The organism is Kribbella sp. NPDC004536, assembly GCF_042873835.1.
GTDB lineage: Bacteria > Actinomycetota > Actinomycetes > Propionibacteriales > Kribbellaceae > Kribbella.
On the sequence record NZ_JBIALY010000002.1, the window covers coordinates 693,939 to 714,614 of the forward strand.

The following is a 20,676-nucleotide window of genomic DNA, read 5'->3' on the forward strand; positions in this document are numbered from 1 at the left end:
CCTTCCGAGTGATGTCATTGACTGACATCAGTGATGCTACACCCTGATGTCATTCGATGACATCGGTTAGGATCGACCTCATGGGACGGTGGGAACCGGACGCGGCGGGACGGCTGCGGGAGGCCGCGATGGCGCTGTACGCCGAGCGCGGGTACGACGGCACGACCGTCGCCGAGATCGCCGACCGTGCCGGAGTCACCGCGCGGACGTTCTTCCGGCACTTCGCCGACAAGCGCGAGGTGCTGTTCGCCGGGTCCGAGTTGCTCCAGGAGCAGATGGTCGCGGCGCTCGCGGCCGCGCCGGCGGACGCGACGCCGATGGAGGCGATGACGACCGCGGTGCTCTCGTCGGCCGCGTTCTTCGACGACATCCGCCGCGACTACTCACGCCGTCGCGCCGCGGTGATCAGTTCGACCCCGGAGCTGCTGGAACGCGAGCTGATCAAGATGGCCAAGCTCACGACCGCACTGAGTCAGGGTCTGCTCGACCGTGGTGTCGCGCCGGACGTGGCCGCGCTGGCGGCCGAGACCGGTGTCGCGGTCTTCCGAGTGTCGTTCGAGCGCTGGATCGCCGCGGCGGACGACGTGCCGATCGTGGACGTCATTCAGTCGACGCTGAAGAATCTCGCCGCGCTCACTGCCTAGCGTTCCAGGCGGCGACGACCGCGACACAGGTCGCCGCCATCAGCGCGAGGTCCGCGACCGCTCCGATCGCCGGCGTGACGAGCGGCAGCAGGAGCAGCGTCGCGACGCCGGCGAGCGCGGTTCCGAAGTGAGAGGGCGCCGCGAGCGAGTGGTGGATGACCCACAGGAGCCCGATGAAGCACGCGGCCGGTACGGCGACCGCGTAGCTCGCGCCGGTAGGGGAGAGCCGCAGGTCCCGCCCGGTCTGCTCGACCGCGACCTCCAGCCCGGCCCCGAGTGCGGCGAGCGAAGCGAACAGGCCGTAGTGGACGTAGCCCCAGCGGTACGAGCGGTCGCGGCGGTCCTCGAGCCGCGGGCCGGCCGGATGCAGGAAGTACAGCCACCAGAGCGCGAACAGGATGACCAGTCCGCACCCCGCGACCGCGAACAGTTCGGCTCCGGCCTGCGAGACGGCCCGCCGTACGGCGTTGGACGCGGCCAGCACCGCCTCGCCGAGCAGGATGATCGTGAACAGCCCGTACCGCTCAGCGATGTGATGCGGGTGCCAGGTCGTCGTCCAGTGCCGCTCGGCCCAGCGCGGCACCGACAACTCGAGTACTGCGAGCGCGACGAATGCTGCGAGCAGTACTCCCTGGGACGCGCCGGCGTCGGCGAGGAACAGCCGGCCGAACCACCCGACCTGCAACGCCCCGATTCCGACCGCGTACCGGAACGCTGTCCGACGAGACGCCGGATCCTCGATGCCCGCGCGCAGCCAGAGCGAGATCAGCCCGAGCCGCATCACCAGATAACCGCAGGTCATCAGCAGGTAGTCGCCGTGGTCCGCGGCGGCCGGGACGCCCGCGGCGAGCAGCAGTACGCCGGCCATCTGGACCATGGTGAGGAGCCGGTACGTGACGTCGTCGGTGTCGTACGACGAGGCGAACCAGGTGAAGTTCATCCACGCCCACCAGATCGCGAAGAACACCTGCAGGAACGGCAGTACCCCGGCGTGACCGGCGGAGATCGTGTGCGCGAACTGTTCGGTGACCGCGGCGACCGCGACCACGAAGGTCAGGTCGAACAGCAGTTCCAGCTGGCTGGAGACCCGGTGCGGCTCGTCGATCGGGCGCGCCGACATCCGTACGCGGATCCGGACGGTGGGCACAGGTCGTTCCTTTCGCAGGCGTCACTGATACAGACCGGACAGCAGGCCCGGATGTGACTCGTCACAACTCGACGGGCTGCCCTGTCTTACCTGTGACAGCTCAAACAAGCGAAGGGGATCAGTGATGAAGATCGTCGTGATCGGCGGCACCGGTCTGATCGGTACGAAGCTGGTGGCGAAGCTCACCGAGCACGGGCATGAGGCGGTGCCGGCCGCGCCGAACACCGGCGTCAACACGATCACCGGCGAGGGACTGGCGGACGTGCTGAAGGGCGCCGACGTGGTGGTCGACGTGGCCAACTCGCCGTCGTTCGAGGCCGGGCCGGTGATGGAGTTCTTCAGGACGTCGACGGCGAACGTGCTCGCGGCCGAGCAGGAAGCCGGCGTCGGGCACCACGTCGGCATCTCGATCGTCGGCACCGAGCGGCTGGCCGACAACGCCTACTTCGCCGCGAAGATCGCGCAGGAGGACCTGATCAAGGCCTCCGGTCGCCCGTACTCGCTGGTGCACGCGACCCAGTTCATGGAGTTCGTCGCGGCGATCGCCGACGAGGGCACCTGGGACGACGGCAAGGTGCACATCGCGCCGGTGGCGTGGGCGCCGATCGCGGCCGAGGACGTCGCGAAGAACCTCGCCCGGGTCGCCGTCGGCGCGCCGCTGAACGCGCGGATCGACATCGCCGGGCCGGACGAGTACCGGATGGACGAGTTCTTCCGGAAGGCGCTGGCACAGCGCGGCGACACCCGCGAGGTGGTCGGGGACGTCCACGCCAAGTACTTCGGCTCCGAGCTCACCGAGCGCAGCCTGGTCCCGATCGGCGAGGCCACGCTGGGCGAGCTGCACTACGACGACTGGTACGCGGCCCAATGACCGGCCCTGAGAACGAGTTCCTCCGCGAGCTCGAGGTAGAGGTCGAGGACGACATCCAGCTGGACGCCTCCGCGGTCCCGCCCGAGGAGGAGTCGCCGGCCGAGTGGCTCCTGGACCCGTACGAGGCTCAGGTCGAGTCGGCGGACCTGAACAGTCTGCACGGCGCGATCGAGGCGCTGGAGCCGTATCGTCACAGTGATGACTGATCTCGACGACGCGGTCGCGGTCTTCAACCAGGTGCGGCCGCGCCTGATGGGGATCGCGTACCGGATGCTGGGCAGCCACGCCGAGGCCGAGGACCTGGTCCAGGAGGTGTGGCTGCGCTGGCAGGCCGCGGACCGCAGTACGGTCCAGAGCCCGGTGGCGTACCTCTCGACAGCGGTGACCAGGCTCGCGATCAACGCGAGCCAGTCCGCGCGCGCCCGGCGCGAGACGTACATCGGGCCGTGGCTGCCGGAGCCGGTCGACACCAGCGCCGACCCGTACCTCGGTGCCGAGCACGGGGAGGCGCTGAGTTTCGCGGTCCTGCTCGTACTCGAGCGGCTGACGCCGACCGAGCGGGCCGCGTACATCCTGCGCGAGGCGTTCGACTACCCGTACGACGAGCTCGCGGTCGTGCTGCAGTCGACCGCGCCCGCCGTCCGGCAGCTGGTCAGCCGGGCCCGGAAGCGGATCCGCGCGGAAGGCCGTACGGAGGTGTCCGGCACGCAGCAGAAGAAGTTGCTGACGGCCTTCATCGCGGCGGCCCGGGCGGGCGACCTGGGCGCGCTCCAGGAGTTGCTGGCCGCGGACGCGATCAGCTACTCCGACGGCAACGGCGCGCGGCAGGTGTCGAAGTTCCCCGTCGTCGGCCGGGAGCGGGTCGCGAAGTTTCACCGGGCGTTCGCGTCGCACTTCTGGACCGGGGTCGAGGTGGAGTTCGGTACGGCGAACGGCGGCCCGGCCGCGTTCCTCTCGCGCGACGGCAGGCTGTTCGCGGTCTGCACCGTGATCGCGACGGCCGACGGGATCAACGACGTGCTGTGGCAGCTGAACGGCGCCAAGCTCGGCGCGATCGCCTGAGCGGGAGGTGGCTGTGTTCAGGGGTGATCATGCCGTCGTCCATCGGTTCGCGACCGCGTGCCGGGCCGGCAGCAGCGCGGCGATCCGGAGTCTGCTCGCGGCCGAGGTGACAGCGGTCAGCGACGGCGGCGGGCAGGTCGCGGCCGCGATGGAGCCGGTCCACGGGCCGGTGCAGGTCGCTCGGTGCCTGTCCGAGCTGCTGCAGCCGGAACTGGCGCTGACGGTCGAGGCGGTGAACGGCGAGCCCGGCGTGGTCCTGCGGTCCGTCGAGCGCGTGGTCGCGGTGATGAGTCTGAAGGTCACCGGGCCGAAGGTCTCCACGGTCTGGATCGTGCTGAATCCGGACAAGCTGCGGCACTGGGAATGAACCCCGGCCGGTCTGGTGTTGACATGTCAACCTAGACTTTCAGCCGTGGTGAGTGAACAGGAGCGTGCAGAGATGGCCGACAGCGTCGGGACGGCGTTCGGTTTGGATACCTTCGGGGACATCCCGGTCGACGACAGCGGTGCGCCGGTGACGGCTGCCGCCGCGATCCGGCAGGTGGTGGACGAGGCGGTGCTGGCCGACCAGATCGGGGTCGACGCGATCGCGCTCGGCGAGCACCACCGGCCGGAGTTCTCGATCTCGACCCCGGAGACGGTGCTGGCCGGGATCGCGACGAAGACGTCGAACATCAAGCTCGGGTCCGGCGTGACGGTGCTGAGCTCGGACGACCCGGTGCGGGTGTTCCAGCGGTTCGCCACCGTGGACGCGCTGTCGAACGGTCGCGCCGAGGTGATCCTCGGGCGCGGGTCGTTCACCGAGTCGTTCCCGCTGTTCGGGTACGACCTGGCCGACTACGACAAGCTGTTCGAGGAGAAGCTGCAGCTGTTCGTGCAGTTGCTCGACGAGAAGCCGGTGACCTGGGAAGGGACCGTACGGGCGGCGCTCGACAACGCCGACGTCTACCCGAAGACCGAGTCCGGCCGGCTGACCACCTGGGTCGGCGTCGGTGGCTCGCCGCAGTCCGTCGTCCGGACGGCGTACTACGGGTTGCCGTTGATGCTCGCGATCATCGGTGGCTCGCCGGAGCGGTTCGCGCCGTACGTCGATCTGTACCAGCGGGCGGCGCAGGAGTTCGGTACGGTCGCGCACCCGGTCGGCATGCACTCGCCGGGGTTCGTCGCGGAGACCGACGAGCAGGCGAAGGAGATCTACTACGCGCCGTACAAGGTGATGCGCGACCGGATCGGCGCGCTCCGCGGCTGGCCGCCGCTGAAGCGCGAGGAGTTCGAGTCCGAGGTGCTGCACGGATCGATGTACGTCGGGTCGCCGGAGACGGTCGCGAAGCGGATCGCCGCCGCGGTGCAGGCGCTCGGGGTGGCGCGGTTCGACCTGATCTACTCGGGCGGCCCGCTGCCGGCGAGCGCCCGGATGAAGGCGGTCGAGCTGTACGGCACGAAGGTCGTCCCGCTGGTCCGCGAGATCCTGGCGGAGTCCAAGTGACAACCGTTGGGATTCTCGGGGCGGGCAAGGTCGGCACCGTGCTGGCGCGGCTCGCGGTCGCGGCCGGGTACGAGGTGCTGATCGCCGGGTCGGGTGAGGTCTCGAAGATCTCGTTGATCGTGGAGGTCGTGACGCCTGGCGCGGTGGCGGTGACTGCCGAGGAAGCTGCCGGGGCCGACGTGGTCATCCTGGCGTTGCCGCTCGGGAAGTACCGGACGATCCCTGTGGACGCGTTGCGCGGGAAGCTGGTTGTCGACGCGATGAACTACTGGTGGGAGGTCGACGGCATCCGCGACGACCTCACCGATCCGCGAACCTCGTCGTCGGAGCTCGTGCAGGAGTACCTGCCGGAGTCGCGGGTCGTGAAGGCCTTCAACCACATGGGCTACCACGACCTGGACGAAGGACCTCGGCCGGCCGGAGCGCCGGACCGCAAGGCGATCGCGCTCGCCGGCTCCCCCGCCGACGTCGAGCAGGTCGCGGCGCTGGTCGACGCGCTGGGCTTCGACCCGGTCGTCGCCGGTCCGCTTGCCGAGGGCAAGCGTCTGGAGCCGGGTACGGAACCGTTCGGGGCGAACGTCGACGCCACGGAACTCCAGGCCATGCTCGACCGCTACCCACGAACCGTCCGCGGCCAGGAGATCGCCCACGCCCGAGCTGTGTCCTAGCCGCACCTCCCGGAAAGCGGTTGTGGGTGGCTTCGTCCGGCGCATACGGTCCGATGGTGACCTCCATGTACCCTCCACTGAACCTTCAAGTGCGGACTCCTCGGCTGACGTTGGCCGGGGCAACAGACGACTTGCTCGAGCAACTGGTTCCGATCGTCCGGGCCGGGATCGCGGACACCGAGCCGTTGCCGTTCGACGATCCGATCTCGTTCTACGAGGACAGCCCGGAGCGCGAGTGGCGGTGGCTGCGGAGCATCTGGCGCGGGCGTTCCCGCGTGGAGCCGGCCTCCTGGCGCCTGTACTTCGCCGTCGTCGTCGACGGTGAGCCGGTCGGGATGCAGGACGTGTCCGGCGTCGACTTCGACAGATTCGGGACGGTGACCTCGTTCTCGTGGCTGGCGCCGGGGCAGCGCGGGCGGGGGATCGGGAAGGAAGCCCGCGCGGCCGTACTGCATCTCGCCTTCGACGGCTTCAACGCACGCGAGGCCGAGAGCGACGCGTTCATCGACAACCATGCGTCGAACCGGGTGTCCCAGGCGCTCGGCTACGAGCCGAACGGAACCACCTGGGACACCCGCCGGGGCGAGGTCGCCCCCATCCAACGCTGGCGCCTCACCCGCGAGACCTGGCTGCAGACCCGCCGCGACGACATCGAACTCTCTGGCGTCGAGGCCTGCCTCCCGGTCCTCGGACTCACCTGACGCCTCAGCCGATCGAGATTCGGTCCAGGTCTGGGGCGGCCGAGGTCTCGTTGTAGATGCGGATGGTGTTGGTGGTGGCGGTCAGGTGGAGGGGGAGCTGGGCGGTTTGGACGGTGTTGTTGCCGATGCCGTCCACCTTGACCTCCGCGGGCGGTCCTCCGTTGACGGAGACGAAGTACGACTTCGGGCCGTTGACGGTGTAGTCGAGGTAGAGCGTGTAGTCGCCGGCCGCCGGGACGGTGACGTCCGGGAACACCACGTGGGCATCCGGTGCCCCGCCCAGGTTGCGGACCTTCTGCGCGCCGGAGCACGGTGAGCAGGTGGTGATACCTGCGGAACCGATCTGATTGAGCGAGCTCTCCGCCTCGCGCATGAAGACGCGGTCGGCGGGGCGGATCTGGATCGGTACCGTCTTGCTGATCTTGTGGGGGAGGCCAACGGTGTCGAAGGTGACGTCCACCGGGATCTGCGCGGCGGTCGAACCGGTCAGGGTCCAGGTGCCGGTGATGGTTTGACCTAGGCGCAGGCGGGTGGTGGTGACCGGGGCGCCGGTGATGGTCCAGCCTGCTGGAGGGGTCGGGGTCAGTTTGACGTTGTCGATGGCGTCTTCGTCCAGGCGGAGGGTTGCGGTCAGCTTGACTTGTTGTTCGCCTGGGCCTACCCAGACTATGCCTGAAGGTTGGACAGTCATTGTTGTCTTCGGGATGTACGAGGTGGGTGGTAGTGGGCCTACTGTGATGCGGTCGAGGGGCGAATCTCCCTTGATTTGAACGATGTTCGCGCCTGCCCGGAGCTGCACAGGAAGCGCGAGGGTGGTTGGTACGTCCGGGTTGCCTGGGTCCAGAGTTGCCCGCCGGGGTGCGCCGCCGTTGGTGCGTACCTCGTAGGTGCGGGTCTGGGTGGGGAGGGCGTGGAGCTCCAGTTTGTAGGATCCGTCGGTCGGGGCTTGCACGTTCTTGTAGGTGATGGTGCCGACCGCGGCGGCGGACCCGGAGCATGCGTCGCACTTGCGTACGTGCACACCGGGGACGGACTCGGCTTCCAGCGGGAGTGGGTTGCGGAGGTTCTGGGGGTACGCGTACCCGATGCGGATCTCGTCGATCCTGAGTTTGCCGTAGTAGGTGGGGGACTGCGGGCCGGCCCACGTGTTCAGCACGTCCAGCTTGATGTAGCGCGCGACCTGGTTGCCGATGTCGATGAACTGGACACCGCGGCGGCTCGGCATCGCGGCGGCGCTGACCTGCTTCCAGCGCCGGCCGTCGACGCTGACAGAGATCTGGTAGTCCTTGATCCGGGCCGAGTCCTCGGGGCGGCCGAAGGATTCGCGGGCCTGCGTGGGGGACCACTCGGTCTGGTTCACCGCGAGGTACTTCGCCGGGCGCGGGCGGCCGAGATCCAGGGTCATCGTGGCCGGGAGCTTGCCGTCGGCGTCCCAGTAGCTCGGGTAGCTGCCGTCCACCAGTGCGGAGGCGGGATGTCCCGCCGCGGCTGACGAAGCGGTTGCCTTGAGCAAACTGTTCGGATACACCCCAGACTGTTCGGAGGTGGTGACCTTGAAGACCGTGTCGTACGGGTCCCCGTCAGTGATGCCGAGGATTGTCAGGTAGCCGGCGGACTGGTTGAAGGCGAACTGCTTGCCGGTGCGGACGTCGGTGACGGAGGTGACCAGGTAGCCGTTGTCACGGAGGCGGATCAGGTTCTGCGACGTGGGCTTGGTGAGGACGTGGACGTACTGCACGTCACCCGACAGCGTGATGACGCCGTGCGCGCCGTCGTTCCAGAAGCCGGGTTGCATGCCGCCGTACATGTAGCCGCCGCCCTGGGTCTTCGCCAGCGAGGGCCAGATCGGCGGCAGCCACTGGGCCATGAAGTTGTTGAACGCGACCTGCTGCGGCGGGAACTTGCCGTTCACCATCGCGGTCTCGGCCATCAGCGACTTGATCGACGAGCCGGCGTTCGCGACGTACCGGCCGACGCTCAGTCCGACGTCGACCTTGCTGTCGCTGCCGTCGTACCACCACTGGCCGGACGTCGGCAGTTTGTAGTCGGCCTCGGTCAGCCGCGGCATCGGCGTCCAGACGGCCTGGGGATAGTCGTACGCGGGGGTCATGCCGGTCTTCTGCTCGTTGCTGACCGTGTCCATGATCGGCGTGTCCTCGTTGTTGTTGCTGAGCAACCACGAGGGTCGTTGCTGGCGGATCTGTTCGTAGAGTCCGTGCTGTTCCCAGTACTCGTTGTCGTTGTCGATCCAGAAGCCGCCGAGGTCCGGATAGTTGTCCATCACCTCATGGAACAGGTCGTAGCTGTACATCCCGAAACCCTGCCGGGTGGTCAGGTCGACCTGCTGGCCCTTGTAAGCCGAGTACGCGGCGGAGTCGAGTGTCTCCACGCCGGGGACCTCGTTGTGCCACTGCGGGTCGTCGGTCATGTAGAGCAGTACGTGCACGCCTTTCGCCTTGCCCGCGGCGATCAGTTCGCCGAGGAAGTCTCGTTGCGTCGCGCAACTACCGGGAATCTTGGACGGCCACGGGCGGGCGTAACCGAGGCGGCTGTGGAAGGTCGCGAGCACGATGTACGACGCGTGCAGCTTCTGGGCCTCGTCGACCCAGTAGCCGGCGTCCCAGCCGCCGGCAGTGACGTCGCGCTCCCAGGCGGCGCAGTCGGTGTGCCGGGGCGCGGTGAACATGCCCCAGTGCAGGAACAGGCCGGCGGTGGAGTCACGCAGCCACTGCTGGCGGGGGTTCTCGACCTCGGCGCGGGCCGAGGTCATGACGAGGAAGGTCGAGAGCAGGGCCAGGGCGAGCAGGAGGGCACGGGATCGCCTCGGGGGTCGGAGGGCCATGGGGGATCTCCAGGGTGGGCGGAAGAATTACGGCAACTAGATTGCCTATTTAGAGATCCGATCTTTCATTGCCCGGCCGGTCCAGGTCAAGACCCCGGGACGGCCAACAGGTCGGCAACGACGGCGTCGAGTGCGGTCCGGGCGGCTCCGAGCGCGACCGAGTCGGCGCCCATGGTCGAGGTGACGACGTCGACCGGGACCAGTGTCAGCTTGGCCAGCTCCCGCCGGAACGGCTCGGCGATGATCGCCCCGCCCCGCGACATACCGCCGCCGAGCACAATCACCTCGGGGTCAACCGCCAGCGCCAGCACCGCCGCACCCCGCGCCAGCACCTCCGCGAACTCGATCAGCACCGCAAGACTCTCCGCATCCTGCCGAGCCGCCGAAGCAATCACCAGTTCACCCTCCCGCCCGGACTCGGGCACCTCCCGCCCGCCCGCCGCTCTCCCGGCGTTGCCGCGCTCAGGGCCGCCGTGCTCAGGGCCGCCCGCGTCCTGGCCGGTGCGGCCGCGGTCGCTCGCTTCGGTGCGCGCGAGCTCGCGGCCGCGGGCGTGGAGGCGTTCCATCGCCGGGGCCCAGCCGAGGGCTGGGAAGACGCCGATCTCGCCGGCGGCGCCGTGCCTGCCCTGGTGTACCTGACCGTCGATCAGCACGCCCGCACCCGCCCGATGCCCGGCGAACATGTACACGACATCCCGGTACTCCCGCGCCGCCCCCTTCCAGTGCTCGGCCAGCGCCGCCAGCTTCACGTCGTTCGCCACCACGACCGGCTTTCCCAGTCCCGCGGACAGTTCCGCCGCGACATCGAGCTCGGTGAAACCAGGCAGCGAGTACGGCGCCAACGCCGACCCGAACGGCCCCTCGCGGACGTCGTGCACCCCCTCACCCGCCCGCAGTGCACCGGTCACCCCGCACGCGATCCCGGTGATGTCCGCCGGATCGATCCGGGCCTGCGCCCAACTGGCCCGCGCCACGTCGATCGCCGCGCGGATCCGGTCCCGCGCCTCGAGCGCCGGATCCAGCGAGACCCGGTGCGTGGCCAGCAGGTTGCCGCGCAGATCGGTGACCACTGCCATCGCCTTGTGCGCCCCGATGTCGAGCCCGGCCACGTACCCGGACTCGGCCCGGAAGCGGAAGTGCCGGGCCGGCCGGCCGGCGCCGCGCGACGACGACGGCGTACGCGGGGCGGTCGTCTCCTCGACCCGCCCCTCGGTGAGCAGCTCGGCGAGCAGGTCCTCGGCGGTCGGCCGGGAGACGCCGACGACCGCGCGGAGCTCGCGCAGGGTCAGCGACTCGGCGGACAGGAAGGCGTCCAGGGCCGCGGCCAGGTTGAGCCTGCGCAGCAGCGACGAGTCGCCCATCCGTCCGGTCACTCGATCTTGACTCATCCGATCAGTCGTCCTTATGCTCACGCCGATATTGCTAACTAGATTGCATATTACCGCCGAGAGGAACCCTGATGAGCTCACGGTTGACGGTCGCCCTGGCCTTCCTGGCTGCCTCGACGGTAGCGCTTGCCGGCTGTACCCAAGGGGGCAAACCCGCCGACAGTGCCAAGAGCGGCGGAACGGTCGAGCTGACCATGCTCACCTTCGAGACGCCGAACCTGCCGGCCTCGCTCTGGGACTCCGCGATCGCCCGCGTCGAGCAGAAGGTCCCGGGCGTGAAGATCAAGAAGCTGGTCACGCCGAACGTGGACCGGACCACGTACGCGAAACAGCTGGCCAGCTCCGGGCAGCTGCCGGACATCATGATCGCGGTGAACCCGCAGGGCTTCGCCGAGGGCGGTCAGCTGGCCGCGTTCACGCCCGACGAACTGAAGGACTTCGCCGACCCGGCGTCCGGTGCGATCAAGGGCAAGATCTACCAGCTGCCGACGAACGCGCAGCCGCAGTCGTTGCTGTACTACAACAAGGACGACTTCGCGAAGGCCAAGATCGCCGCGCCGCCGAAGACCTGGTCCGAGTTCCTCGCCGACTGCGCCAAGCTGAAGGCGGCCGGCATCACGCCGATCGCGGTCGGCGGCGGTGGCCAGGACACGTTCGCGAGCATGTACACCTGGGTCGGCACCGTCGGTACCGACGTGTACTTGACCGATCCGGACTTCTCGAAGGAGATCACCAGCGGCGCGAAGACGTTCGACGACCCGCTGTTCGTGAAGGCCACCGACAAGGTCGCGCAGCTGGCCAAGCTGGGGTACCTGGACAAGCAGGGCACGAGCCGTTCGTACGCCGACCACGAGAAGGCGTTCCGGGCCGGGTCCGCGGCGATGTACCCGATGGGCTCGTGGTTCGCGACGTCGGCCGACAACGACAAGCCGAAGTTCGGCGTCGGCGTGTTCGCGTGGCCGTCCGACGACGGGAAGGCCGTCGTACCGAACCTGACCGGCGGCGGGCTGAGCGTCAGCGCCAAGGCGGACAACGTCGACCTGGCGAAGAAGTTCGCGCTGGAGTGGACCAAGGACAAGGAGACGTCGGACGCCTTCACCAAGGCGGACGGGACGTTCAACACCATCAAGGGCTACCAGCCGCCCGCCGACATGGGTCCGTTGTTCAAGCAGACCCTGGCGATCTACAACCAGGCCGTGAAAGACGGGACCGTGACGCCTGCGCTGTCGATCGAGCAGGGCGACAACGGGCTGCCCGCGGACCTGACCGTGCCGGTGCAGCAGATCGCCGTCGAGTTGCTGAACGGGAAGTCCGACGCCAAGGCCGCGGTGACGAAACTGAACAAGGAATATGCGTCGCTCAAGTAAGGCGGAGTTCGCCGGCTTCGCGTTGCCCGGACTGTTCCTCTACACGCTGCTCGTGCTGGTTCCGATCGGCTGGACCGTGGCTCTCGGGTTCACCGACCGGAACCGGTTCGCCGCCGCGACGCACTGGGTCGGGTTCGGGCAGTTCCACAAGCTGTTCACCGACGACCAGTTCTGGCTGGTACTGCGGAACACCTTCGTCGTGACGGCGATCGTGGTCGTCGTACCGAACCTGCTCGGCCTGGCCCTCGCGCTGCTGCTGAACCGGAACACGCTGCTCTACCGCCTGCTGCGGTCGGTCTTCTTCACGCCGGTGGTCCTCAGCGGGATCGTGGTCAGCGTGATCTGGCAGAGCATGCTGCGCCCCGGCGGCGTGCTCGACCAGGTCGGCTGGCTGTCCGATCCGAGCATCGCGTTGTACTCGATCTCCGGGATCATCTGCTGGCAGATGCTCGGCTTCTGCGTGGTCGTCTACCTGGCGGGGCTGAACGGCGTACCGCGGGAGCTGTACGAGGCGGCGATCGTCGACGGGGCCGGCTGGTGGCGTCGGTTCCGATCGGTGACCTGGCCGTTGATCGCGTCCGCGGTGACGATCAACACGGTGATGCTGCTGATCAGCGGCTTCAAGGTGTACGAGCACATCCTGGTGCTCACCAACGGTGGCCCCGGGCGGAACACCACCGCGTCGATCGCGTTCGACGTGATCGAGAAGGGTGTCCGCGGTGACCGGATCGGGTTCGCCGCGGCCGAGGCGACCGTGATGCTCGCGATCATCGTCGTACTGAGTGGCGTCGTACTGCGGCTGCTCCGCCGCCGGGAGGTTCACCTGTGAGGACCCTGCGACCGATCGCCGCGATCGCCCTCGCCGCGCTGTTCTTCTTCCCCGTGTACGTCGCCGTGACCGGCATGCTGAAACCGGTCAAGGACATCCAGTCGTCGCCGCTCGGCCTGCCGGCACCACCGACCGGTGCGAACCTGCAAGCCGTACTGGGTCGCGAGGACGGGCTGTACTGGTCGGCGTTGCTGAACAGTGTGCAGATCACGGTACTGTCCGTGGTCGCCCTGACGTTGCTGTCGGCAATGCTGGCGCACTACCTCGTCCGTTCGACCGCACGCTGGACCCGTCCGGCGTTGCTGATGTTGTTGTCCGGGCTGATGATCCCGCCCGCGGTGATCCTGCAGCCGGTCACGCAGGTCCTCGGCGCGGTCGGCTTGATGAACTCGGTGGTCGGCGTCGTCTGTGCGAACGTGGCGTACTACCTGCCGTTCGGCGTGTTCGTGTTCGCCGGCTTCATCGGCGGGGTACCGGTCGAGATGGAGGAGGCGGCGAGTATCGACGGCGCGAACCGGTTCCGGTTGTTCTGGCAGGTGGTGTTCCCGACGCTGCGGCCGGCCGCGGCCAGCGTGATGATCTTCCTCGGCGTCTGGGTGTGGAACGACTTCCTCACCCCGTTGATCGTGCTCGGCCCGGAGTCCGGGACGACCGTGACCGTCGGGGTCTATCGTTCGGTCGGGGAGTACTCGACCAATTTCGGCACGTTGTACGCGTTCTCGTTCCTCGCGTCGCTGCCGGTGCTGTTGTTCTTCGTCGCACTGCAGAAGCAGTTCGTCGCCGGTCTCACCGCGGGGGCGGTCAAATGAGCATCCAGTTCGCCGATGGAGTCCTGCTGGTCGGTACGCCAGGTACGTCGTACTCGGCGTACGTCGGAGACGACGGCATCCCGATCCACACGCACTGGGGTGCCCGGATCACGTTCGCCGACGCGGTGTGGCTGGCAAGGTCGACGGCGGAACGGCTGGCGGGGGAGTGGGAGAGCTTCCGGTCGGCGGCGAACGGGCACGAGGAGTACCCGCTGGACGGGCGCCTGCAGTTCGGGCGGGCAGCGTTGTCGCTCGCATACGGCGACATCCGCAGCACCGAGTGGTCGTTCGTCGAGGCGGTTGTCGACGGCAACGATGCGCAGTTGGTGTTCGACGCGCACGGCGTACGGGTTTCGCTGCACTACAAGGTCTACGACGACTGCGACGTGATCGATCGATGGGTGTCGGTGCGGAACGAGTCCGGCGCCGAGGTCGACGTACATCGGCTGGACTCCGCGGCCTGGGTGCTGCCGGAGCAGCCGGCGTACCGGATGTCGACGCTGACCGGGCGGTGGGCCGCCGAGACGCGGCTGAGCCGGCACGCACTCGCGGAGGGGCGGTTCGTGCTGGAGAGTCGTCGCGGGATCACCAGTCACCACGTGAACCCGTGGTTCGCGATCGACGACGGGACGGCGACCGAGGAATACGGCGACGTGTACAGCGCGGCGTTGCACTGGAGCGGGTCGTGGCGGATGCTCGCGCAGCACGAGCTCGGCGAGCCGGTGCAGGCGTTGTTCGGCTGGGGCCACGAGGACTTCGGACCGCTCGCGCTGGAGCCAGGATCGGAGCTGGTCACCCCGGTGAGCTCGGGGATGTTCAGTCCGGGCGGCTTCGGTACCACGAGTCGCGCGTGGCATACGTATTCATTGCGGCACGTCCTCCCGCGGGCGGACGAGGTACGGCCGGTGCTGTTCAACTCGTGGGAGGCGACCGGGTTCGACGTCGGCGAGACGGGACAGCTCCAGCTCGCCGGTCGCGCCGCGGAGCTGGGCTGCGAGCTGTTCGTGCTGGACGACGGGTGGTTCGGTGGTCGCACCAACGACCGCGCCGGCCTCGGCGACTGGTGGGTGAACCGGGACCGGTTCCCCGACGGGTTGCAGCCGCTGATCGCGAAGGTGCACGCGCTCGGCATGGGGGTCGGTCTGTGGGTCGAGCCGGAGATGGTGAATCCCGACTCCGACCTGTACCGCGCGCATCCGGACTGGGTCTACCACTTCGAGGGCCGCGAGCCGTCGCTGCGCCGCAACCAGTTGGTGCTGAACCTGGCCCGGCCGGACGTCGCGCGCTGGGTGCTGGAGACCCTCGACGCGTTGCTGTCCGCGCACGACGTGCAGTTCGTGAAGTGGGACATGAACCGGCCGTTCGCCGACACCGGCTGGCCGGCCGAGCCGTCGAGGCAGAACCGGATCTGGTTCGATCACGTGACCGCGGTGTACGGCATCCTCGACGCGTTGCGGGCGAAGCATCCCGCGGTGGCGTTCGAGGGGTGTTCGGGCGGTGGCGGCCGGGTCGATCTCGGCATGATGGCGCGCACCGACCAGTTCTGGACGTCGGACAACACCGACGCGCTGGACCGGCGCTACATCCAGCACGGGTTCAGTCAGGTCTACCCGGCGCGGACGATGTCGTGCTGGGTGACCGACGTACCGACGTTCATCAACAAGCGGTCGGTACCACTGCGGTACCGCTTCCACGTGGCGATGGCCGGCGTACTGGGGATCGGTGGCGACCTGACGGCGTGGTCGCCGGACGAATTCACCGAGGCGCGGGAGCTGGTTGCCGACTACAAGCGGATCCGGCATCTCGTACAGCACGGCGCGCAGTACCGCCTCGGCGAGCCCGGGCGGGCCGCGTCGGCCGTCCAGTACGTCAGCCCGGACCGGCGCGAGACAGTCGTGTTCGTGTACCAGGAGGCGCAGCAGTACGACGCGGCACCGTTCCCGCTTCGGCTGCGCGGGCTCGATCCGCAGGCGACGTACGGCGAGCTCTCAGGCGCTGCACTCATGTCCGCGGGCCTGGTCCTCGACCTGACCGGCGACTACGCGAGCGAGCTGATTCACCTGCGCGCGCTCGGCGCCGATGCCCGCGGCCACGACGCAGCCGATGCCGACGACCTGGAGCAGGCCGGGGGACTGCCCGAGGAGTAGCCAGCCGATCAGGAGGGCGAGCGCCGGTTCGAGGCTCATCAGCGTGCCGAACACGCCCGCGTCGAGCCGACGGAGCGCCAGGTACTCGAGGCTGAACGGGATCACCGGCAGCAGCAGCGCGAGCCCGAACCCGATCGCGACCAGTTGCCAGGTCATGACCGGGATCGTGGCCGGTCCGGCGACGGCCGTGGCCACCACGGCGGCGACGGGGAGCGAGACGCCCATGCCCTGCAGACCGGTCACGGTGCTGCCGACGTGCTGCGTCAGGACGATGTACGCCGCCCAGCACGCCGCCGCGCCGAGCGCGAACAGCACGCCCGCGCCGTCGACCGAGCCGTGCCACGGCTGGGTCAGGAGCAGTACGCCGATGAATGCCAGCACCGGCCAGATCAGCCGCCCGCGACTTCGCAGTACCGCGACCGTGAGCGGACCGAGGAACTCCAGCGCGCTCGCCGTTCCGAGCGGCAACCTGGCCGCGGCCGCCATGAACAGCAACGTGACGCCGGCCGTCGCGACCCCGAGACCGACGGCCGCCAGGAACGAGTTCCGGTCGAACGAACTCGGCCGCGGCCGGAACAGCACCAGGACGATCAGCCCCGCACACGCCAGCCGCAGCCAGGCGGCACCCTCCGGACCGACCCGGTCGAACAGCCCGACGGAAGCGGCCAGCCCCAACTGAACCATCGTCATCGACAGCACCGCGAAGGCGATCCCGGTCTCACGTGTGCGCATACCGTCCAGTGAAGCCTGCGCATTCGTTTGCGTCCACGTGAGAATCCTGGACACATCGTTCATGATTGATGAATGGACGTACGCCGCCTCGAACTGCTGCTCGCGCTGTCACGGCTCGGCTCGATGCACGCGGTCTCGGAGACCCTCGGCGTCACCACCTCGACCGTGTCGCAACAGATCGCCGCGCTCGCCAAGGAGGCCGGACTCCCGTTGATCGAGCCCGACGGCCGCCGCGTCCGGCTCACGCCGGCGGGCCGCCGGCTGGCTGGTCACGCCGTCGACATCCTTGCCGCGCACGAAGCCGCCCGCGCCGATCTCGACCCGTCCGCGGAACCCGCCGGAACGGTCCGGATCGCTGCGTTCCACACCGCGATCCGGGACACGTTGCTGCCCGTCGTACCGCGACTGCCACCCGCCGTCCGGGTCGAGATCCAGGAACAGGAACCACCCGACGCGATCGCACTGCTCGAACGCGACGAGGTCGACCTCGCGCTCACCTACGACTACAACCTCGCACCGGCGCCGTTGGACCCCGCCCTGCACGCCACCCCGCTGTGGGAGAACAGCTGGAGCCTCGCGGTCCCGTCGCGCTCACGCCGCAGCTCCGGTACGGCGGGCGAGGTCGTCGCGGCGTTCGCGGACCACGACTGGATCGTGAACTCGCGGCACACCGCGGACGAGCAGGTACTCCGTACCCTCGGCGCGCTGGCCGGTTTCGAGCCGCGCGTCACCCAGCGCGCCGACAGCCTGCAGCTGGTCCAGGAAATGATCAGCGCCGGCCTCGGCGTCGCGCTGATGCCCGCCGCCTACCCGAAGACCACCGGCATCTCCCTCCGCCGCCTCCGCAACCCCGAGCCCCGCATGCGTGCCGTCGCCCTCACCCGCCGCGGCCGCACCGGCTGGGCGCCGCTGACGTTCCTGCTCGGCCTGCTGGCGCCCGGCTGATCAGGCGCCGAAGAACTGGGCGACCATTTCGGCGCGGCTGGTGACGTCGAGTTTGGCGAAGATCCGGCGCATGTGGGTCGAGACCGTCCAGGGGCTGATGTCCAGTGAGCTCGCGATCGCGCGGTTGGTGGCACCGTCCGCGACCAGGCGGGCGATCTGCAGTTCCCGCGGGCTGAGGGTGTGCCGCGGGACCTGGGACGAGACGACGAGGACGCAGCGCACGTTGTCGTGCTCGAGCATCACCGACACCCCGCTGTCGCTGGTGGTGGTCTCGACCGAGTACAGCTCGACGTGGTCCAGCATCGCCTGGAGCGCCGCCACGATGCACTGCCGCAGCGCGGTGTCACTCTCGTCGTCGGCAGGCGGCGGCGACGGTCCCACAACGACAGGCCCCCCGGCTGACGCAGGTGTGACGGTAGCAGTCATTGTTCCTCCCCCTCGAAATGCACCGGCAATTCGCCGTGGCGAAACAGCCGGTGCTTCCCATGGTGATCCTTTCGCCGCAATACCGGTACCGGATCGGCTCGGATCGGGCCGGACAATGCGCACAACAGTGCCGCGGAAACCTTCACCGCGGCCGCCCAGCCGGCGATGTCCATCGTTTCGTCCGGTCCGTGCGCGTTCCCGCCGGGTGGCCCGAATCCCAGCAACAGCGGGTTGATCCCGAACGCGCGGCGGAGCATGCCGACCGCCGGAACGGTGCCGCCGGACCCGACGTACACCGGTGGCCGGCCGATCGCCGAAACACACGCTTGATGAACGGATTTCCTGGTAAATTCGTCCGGCACGCTCTCTTGTGCGGCTATTCCACGAGTGAAATGCAGTTCGACCCGCGTGCCTCGCGGAGCGCGGCCGTCGAGCAGCCGACGGGCACGGCGTACGACCTCCGCCGGGGCCGACCGTGGTGGCAGCCGCAGGTCGAGGGTTGCCTCGGCGCGGGACGGGAGCGCGGCCCGGCCGGAGCCGGCGGCGAGACGAGTGACGCCGACCGATCCGTTCCGGGTGATGCGGCTGTCGAGGTCGGTCCCGACGGTGGCCCGGCCGCGAGCGGCCCGACGGACGGCGTCGTCGGTACGGGTACCTGCGGCCGGCCGGACCGTGAAGAGTTGTTCGCGGAGGACGCGGAGCGCGTCGGCCAGGACCAGGCTCGGGTCGACGACGGCACCACCCAGGCGGCCGGCGTGTACCGCCGTACCGCCGGTGTCGACGACCAGCGTCGCGGTGAGCTGACCACGCTGGCTGATCGTCACGCTCGGGGTGCGGTCGTCGTACCGCTCGGTGTCGGAGACGATCACCGCGGCCGGGCGGAGCCGCAGCTCGCGGACGACCTCGGCGAAGCCGGGACTGCCCACCTCCTCGGCACCTTCCGCGATCACGACGACCTCGACCGGGAGGAGACCGGGCCACGCATCGAGGGCGCAGAGATGCGCGAACAGCTGGCCCTTGTCGTCGTTCGCGCCACGCGCGTGGATCAGGCCGTCGCGGATCACTGGCCGGAACGGATGCGACGACCAGCCAGGACCGGGAGGTTGTACGTCGTAGTGCCCGTAGATCACCACTTGCCGCGCACCCGTCGGCGCCGGCCATCGCGCGACCACGACATCACGTCCCAGGCGGGTCGGGCGCAGGTCGACGGTCGCGCCACGTGCCCGCTGCCAGGACGCGAGCCAGCGGGCCGCGCGGCGGACGTCGGGCTGGTGGCGTGGATCCGCGCTGATCGAGGGCATCGCGAGCCAGTCCAGGAGTTCGATCAGGCGTCGTGCCTGCCGCTGCTCGGCAGCGGCAAGCACGCCCGGTGGAATCACTGGCGTGCCCTGACCGGCACACCACCCTGACCACCGCGATAGGTGCCGAGGCCGCCGCGTTGCGGATACATCGGTCCGCCGGACCGCGCGGACGACGGCATCTGGGCGGGCGAACGTTCACCGTACCGGGCCGCGACGCCGGACTGCCCGAGCTGCTCCCACGGCATCACGCGGTCGGTCCCGGTCCGCCGGGCCAGGCTCATCGCCTGCGCGGACGTCAACCACTCCTCGGCCGGTTCGGCGATCTCCATCAGCAGCGTCTCGAACTGACCGCGGCCCGTCTCCATCACGTGGTTGCCGGACAACCAGCGCAGTACCTCGCGGCCGTTGACCGCCATCCGCTGCCGCGGGCTGCTCTGCAGGCGTACGTCGAAGTACCTGATCAGGACCTCGTCGACCACGTCCCACGCGTTGGCCGCACCGAACAGGTCCTTCACGTCGTCGGATCCGAGGATCGCGAAGCACTCCTCGAGCAGCTGCATGACCTCGACCCGGAGCACGTTCAGGTGACCGTACGACGTGAACTTCAGGTTGTTGCGCAGATCGAGCCCGGCTCGCCGGACGACCGCGATCGACCCGAAGCTCGGGTCCAGCGCGCGTTCCCGGATCACGTCGGAGATCCGCTTGTCCCGCCAGAACAGCGTGACCTGGTTGATGAAGTGCGAGAACAACATGTGGAAGTCGGTGTTCGGCCGGCTCTGCCCGGCGCCGAGCCCGCGCCCGTAGCCGAGCACCCGGCGGTACGCGGCGGTGCGGTCCTTCGCGGTGTAGCGCAGTACATCTCTGCGGTCGAACTGGTAGAGCCGGTACGCGCCCTCGCCGCCGGACAGCCGGATCGCGCCGCCTTCGAACAGCTGCTTCAAGCGCTGGACGACCTTGAAGACACCGATCTTCTCGTGCTGGTAGATGTAGTACAGATCCCCGACCGCGACGACGCGCTCGGAGTTGACGTTCTCGTCGTACTCCGCGACGCCCTGCGGAATCTTGACGTCCCCGAACTTCTGCGCGGCGTCCGGGCCGACGCCCACCAACTCGGCCAGCCCACGGTCGGGCGGCTGCGGACCCTTGGCATCCGCGAGCTCCGCGGCGGTCACGAGGTCGTCCAGCTGCTTGTTGATCTCCTCGGCCAGCGCCGGGTTCGACACCAGACTGCCCGACAACCGCTCGGCCACCTGGCTGCGCAGCGCCTGCACCCGATCCAGCAGATCCTGGTAGTCCCGCTCGGTCAACATG

The 20,676-nt window shown here is 68.9% G+C and carries 19 protein-coding genes and 1 pseudogene; 13 read left to right on the forward strand and 7 right to left on the reverse strand.

From position 1 onward, the window contains the following. The first annotated feature begins 80 nt into the window (after positions 1-80). Complete coding sequence (locus ACFYRU_RS18105) at positions 81-644, forward strand: TetR/AcrR family transcriptional regulator (protein WP_387659849.1); 564 nt, start codon at positions 81-83, stop codon at positions 642-644. Here the strand turns inward: ACFYRU_RS18105 and ACFYRU_RS18110 are convergent. After that, positions 634-1,791, reverse strand: a complete 1,158-nt coding sequence (locus ACFYRU_RS18110) for a low temperature requirement protein A (protein WP_387659852.1) — start codon at positions 1,789-1,791, stop codon at positions 634-636. The genes ACFYRU_RS18105 and ACFYRU_RS18110 overlap by 11 nt on opposite strands. Before the next feature lie 124 nt (positions 1,792-1,915). Between ACFYRU_RS18110 and ACFYRU_RS18115 the strand changes: the two genes are divergently transcribed. The 7 genes from ACFYRU_RS18115 (at position 1,916) to ACFYRU_RS18145 (ending at position 6,579) form a co-directional block, all read left to right on the forward strand. Then, positions 1,916-2,662 carry an SDR family oxidoreductase gene (locus ACFYRU_RS18115; protein WP_387659855.1) on the forward strand — a complete coding sequence of 249 codons (747 nt, stop codon included), beginning with the start codon at positions 1,916-1,918 and terminating at the stop codon, positions 2,660-2,662. After that, positions 2,659-2,868 carry a hypothetical protein gene (locus ACFYRU_RS18120; protein WP_387659857.1) on the forward strand — a complete coding sequence of 70 codons (210 nt, stop codon included), beginning with the start codon at positions 2,659-2,661 and terminating at the stop codon, positions 2,866-2,868. Before ACFYRU_RS18115 ends, ACFYRU_RS18120 begins: the two co-directional genes overlap by 4 nt. Continuing rightward, positions 2,861-3,724, forward strand: coding sequence for an RNA polymerase sigma factor SigJ (gene sigJ, locus ACFYRU_RS18125; protein WP_387659860.1), 864 nt, complete (start codon positions 2,861-2,863; stop codon positions 3,722-3,724). The genes ACFYRU_RS18120 and sigJ overlap by 8 nt, the downstream gene beginning before the upstream one ends. Positions 3,725-3,737: 13 nt before the next feature. Then, on the forward strand, positions 3,738-4,091 hold the full coding sequence (locus ACFYRU_RS18130) for a hypothetical protein (RefSeq protein ID WP_387659862.1): 354 nt from the start codon (positions 3,738-3,740) through the stop codon (positions 4,089-4,091). Between the two features lie 45 nt (positions 4,092-4,136). Further along, positions 4,137-5,210 (forward strand): LLM class flavin-dependent oxidoreductase, encoded by a 1,074-nt coding sequence (locus tag ACFYRU_RS18135; protein WP_387659865.1) that lies wholly within the window; start codon positions 4,137-4,139, stop codon positions 5,208-5,210. Further along, a complete protein-coding gene (locus ACFYRU_RS18140) occupies positions 5,207-5,878 on the forward strand; it encodes an NADPH-dependent F420 reductase (RefSeq protein WP_387659868.1) in 672 nt (223 codons plus the stop codon). Before ACFYRU_RS18135 ends, ACFYRU_RS18140 begins: the two co-directional genes overlap by 4 nt. A 65-nt stretch (positions 5,879-5,943) precedes the next feature. Then, complete coding sequence (locus tag ACFYRU_RS18145; protein WP_387659871.1) at positions 5,944-6,579, forward strand: GNAT family N-acetyltransferase; 636 nt, start codon at positions 5,944-5,946, stop codon at positions 6,577-6,579. Between the two features lie 4 nt (positions 6,580-6,583). Here the strand turns inward: ACFYRU_RS18145 and ACFYRU_RS18150 are convergent, their stop codons facing one another. Then, positions 6,584-9,421: a discoidin domain-containing protein gene (locus tag ACFYRU_RS18150; protein WP_387659873.1), complete on the reverse strand. Its 2,838-nt coding sequence runs from the start codon at positions 9,419-9,421 to the stop codon at positions 6,584-6,586. An 86-nt stretch (positions 9,422-9,507) separates the two neighbouring features. Further along, entirely contained in the window at positions 9,508-10,809 is a 1,302-nt protein-coding gene (locus ACFYRU_RS18155) for an ROK family protein (RefSeq protein ID WP_387659876.1), read from the reverse strand. Between the two features lie 71 nt (positions 10,810-10,880). On the opposite strand from ACFYRU_RS18155, the gene ACFYRU_RS18160 reads away from it, so the two are divergent. From ACFYRU_RS18160 to ACFYRU_RS18175, 4 genes and pseudogenes are all read left to right on the forward strand, one after another. Further along, positions 10,881-12,176, forward strand: coding sequence for an ABC transporter substrate-binding protein (locus tag ACFYRU_RS18160; protein ID WP_387659879.1), 1,296 nt, complete (start codon positions 10,881-10,883; stop codon positions 12,174-12,176). Next, positions 12,160-13,005 (forward strand): carbohydrate ABC transporter permease, encoded by an 846-nt coding sequence (locus tag ACFYRU_RS18165; protein WP_387659882.1) that lies wholly within the window; start codon positions 12,160-12,162, stop codon positions 13,003-13,005. The genes ACFYRU_RS18160 and ACFYRU_RS18165 overlap by 17 nt, the downstream gene beginning before the upstream one ends. Further along, the gene (locus ACFYRU_RS18170; RefSeq protein ID WP_387659885.1) at positions 13,002-13,814 is read left to right on the forward strand and encodes a carbohydrate ABC transporter permease; all 813 of its coding nucleotides are present in this window, start codon (positions 13,002-13,004) and stop codon (positions 13,812-13,814) included. The genes ACFYRU_RS18165 and ACFYRU_RS18170 overlap by 4 nt, the downstream gene beginning before the upstream one ends. Next, positions 13,811-15,817: pseudogene (locus ACFYRU_RS18175) on the forward strand (alpha-galactosidase); the annotation flags it as partial. The gene ACFYRU_RS18170 and the pseudogene ACFYRU_RS18175, both read left to right, overlap by 4 nt. Here ACFYRU_RS18175 and ACFYRU_RS18180 read toward each other — a convergent pair. Further along, complete coding sequence (locus ACFYRU_RS18180; RefSeq protein ID WP_387659887.1) at positions 15,803-16,693, reverse strand: DMT family transporter; 891 nt, start codon at positions 16,691-16,693, stop codon at positions 15,803-15,805. The pseudogene ACFYRU_RS18175 and the gene ACFYRU_RS18180 overlap by 15 nt on opposite strands. Before the next feature lie 72 nt (positions 16,694-16,765). Between ACFYRU_RS18180 and ACFYRU_RS18185 the strand changes: the two genes are divergently transcribed. Continuing rightward, entirely contained in the window at positions 16,766-17,638 is an 873-nt protein-coding gene (locus ACFYRU_RS18185; RefSeq protein WP_387659888.1) for a LysR family transcriptional regulator, read from the forward strand. Here the strand turns inward: ACFYRU_RS18185 and ACFYRU_RS18190 are convergent, their stop codons facing one another. The 3 genes from ACFYRU_RS18190 to ACFYRU_RS18200 are packed head-to-tail and all read right to left on the reverse strand — an operon-like array spanning position 17,639 to position 20,675. After that, on the reverse strand, positions 17,639-18,064 hold the full coding sequence (locus ACFYRU_RS18190; protein ID WP_387659891.1) for a helix-turn-helix transcriptional regulator: 426 nt from the start codon (positions 18,062-18,064) through the stop codon (positions 17,639-17,641). After that, positions 18,061-19,443, reverse strand: coding sequence for a M20/M25/M40 family metallo-hydrolase (locus ACFYRU_RS18195; RefSeq protein WP_387659894.1), 1,383 nt, complete (start codon positions 19,441-19,443; stop codon positions 18,061-18,063). Before ACFYRU_RS18195 ends, ACFYRU_RS18190 begins: the two co-directional genes overlap by 4 nt. Beyond that, positions 19,440-20,675 (reverse strand): hypothetical protein, encoded by a 1,236-nt coding sequence (locus tag ACFYRU_RS18200; RefSeq protein ID WP_387659897.1) that lies wholly within the window; start codon positions 20,673-20,675, stop codon positions 19,440-19,442. The genes ACFYRU_RS18195 and ACFYRU_RS18200 overlap by 4 nt, the downstream gene beginning before the upstream one ends. Position 20,676: the final 1 nt, after the last annotated feature.

Bases quoted from the DNA above. Each gene is read 5' to 3' on its own strand.
- ACFYRU_RS18180 (WP_387659887.1), bottom strand. From the start codon at position 16,693: ATGCGCACACGTGAGACCGGGATCGCCTTCGCGGTGCTGTCGATGACG.
- ACFYRU_RS18120 (WP_387659857.1), top strand. From the start codon at position 2,659: ATGACCGGCCCTGAGAACGAGTTCCTCCGCGAGCTCGAGGTAGAGGTC.
- ACFYRU_RS18165 (WP_387659882.1), top strand. From the start codon at position 12,160: ATGCGTCGCTCAAGTAAGGCGGAGTTCGCCGGCTTCGCGTTGCCCGGA.
- ACFYRU_RS18160 (WP_387659879.1), top strand. From the start codon at position 10,881: ATGAGCTCACGGTTGACGGTCGCCCTGGCCTTCCTGGCTGCCTCGACG.
- sigJ (WP_387659860.1), top strand. From the start codon at position 2,861: ATGACTGATCTCGACGACGCGGTCGCGGTCTTCAACCAGGTGCGGCCG.
- ACFYRU_RS18150 (WP_387659873.1), bottom strand. From the start codon at position 9,421: ATGGCCCTCCGACCCCCGAGGCGATCCCGTGCCCTCCTGCTCGCCCTG.
- ACFYRU_RS18190 (WP_387659891.1), bottom strand. From the start codon at position 18,064: ATGACTGCTACCGTCACACCTGCGTCAGCCGGGGGGCCTGTCGTTGTG.
- ACFYRU_RS18145 (WP_387659871.1), top strand. From the start codon at position 5,944: ATGTACCCTCCACTGAACCTTCAAGTGCGGACTCCTCGGCTGACGTTG.
- ACFYRU_RS18105 (WP_387659849.1), top strand. From the start codon at position 81: ATGGGACGGTGGGAACCGGACGCGGCGGGACGGCTGCGGGAGGCCGCG.
- ACFYRU_RS18155 (WP_387659876.1), bottom strand. From the start codon at position 10,809: ATGAGTCAAGATCGAGTGACCGGACGGATGGGCGACTCGTCGCTGCTG.
- ACFYRU_RS18185 (WP_387659888.1), top strand. From the start codon at position 16,766: ATGGACGTACGCCGCCTCGAACTGCTGCTCGCGCTGTCACGGCTCGGC.
- ACFYRU_RS18115 (WP_387659855.1), top strand. From the start codon at position 1,916: ATGAAGATCGTCGTGATCGGCGGCACCGGTCTGATCGGTACGAAGCTG.
- ACFYRU_RS18200 (WP_387659897.1), bottom strand. From the start codon at position 20,675: ATGTTGACCGAGCGGGACTACCAGGATCTGCTGGATCGGGTGCAGGCG.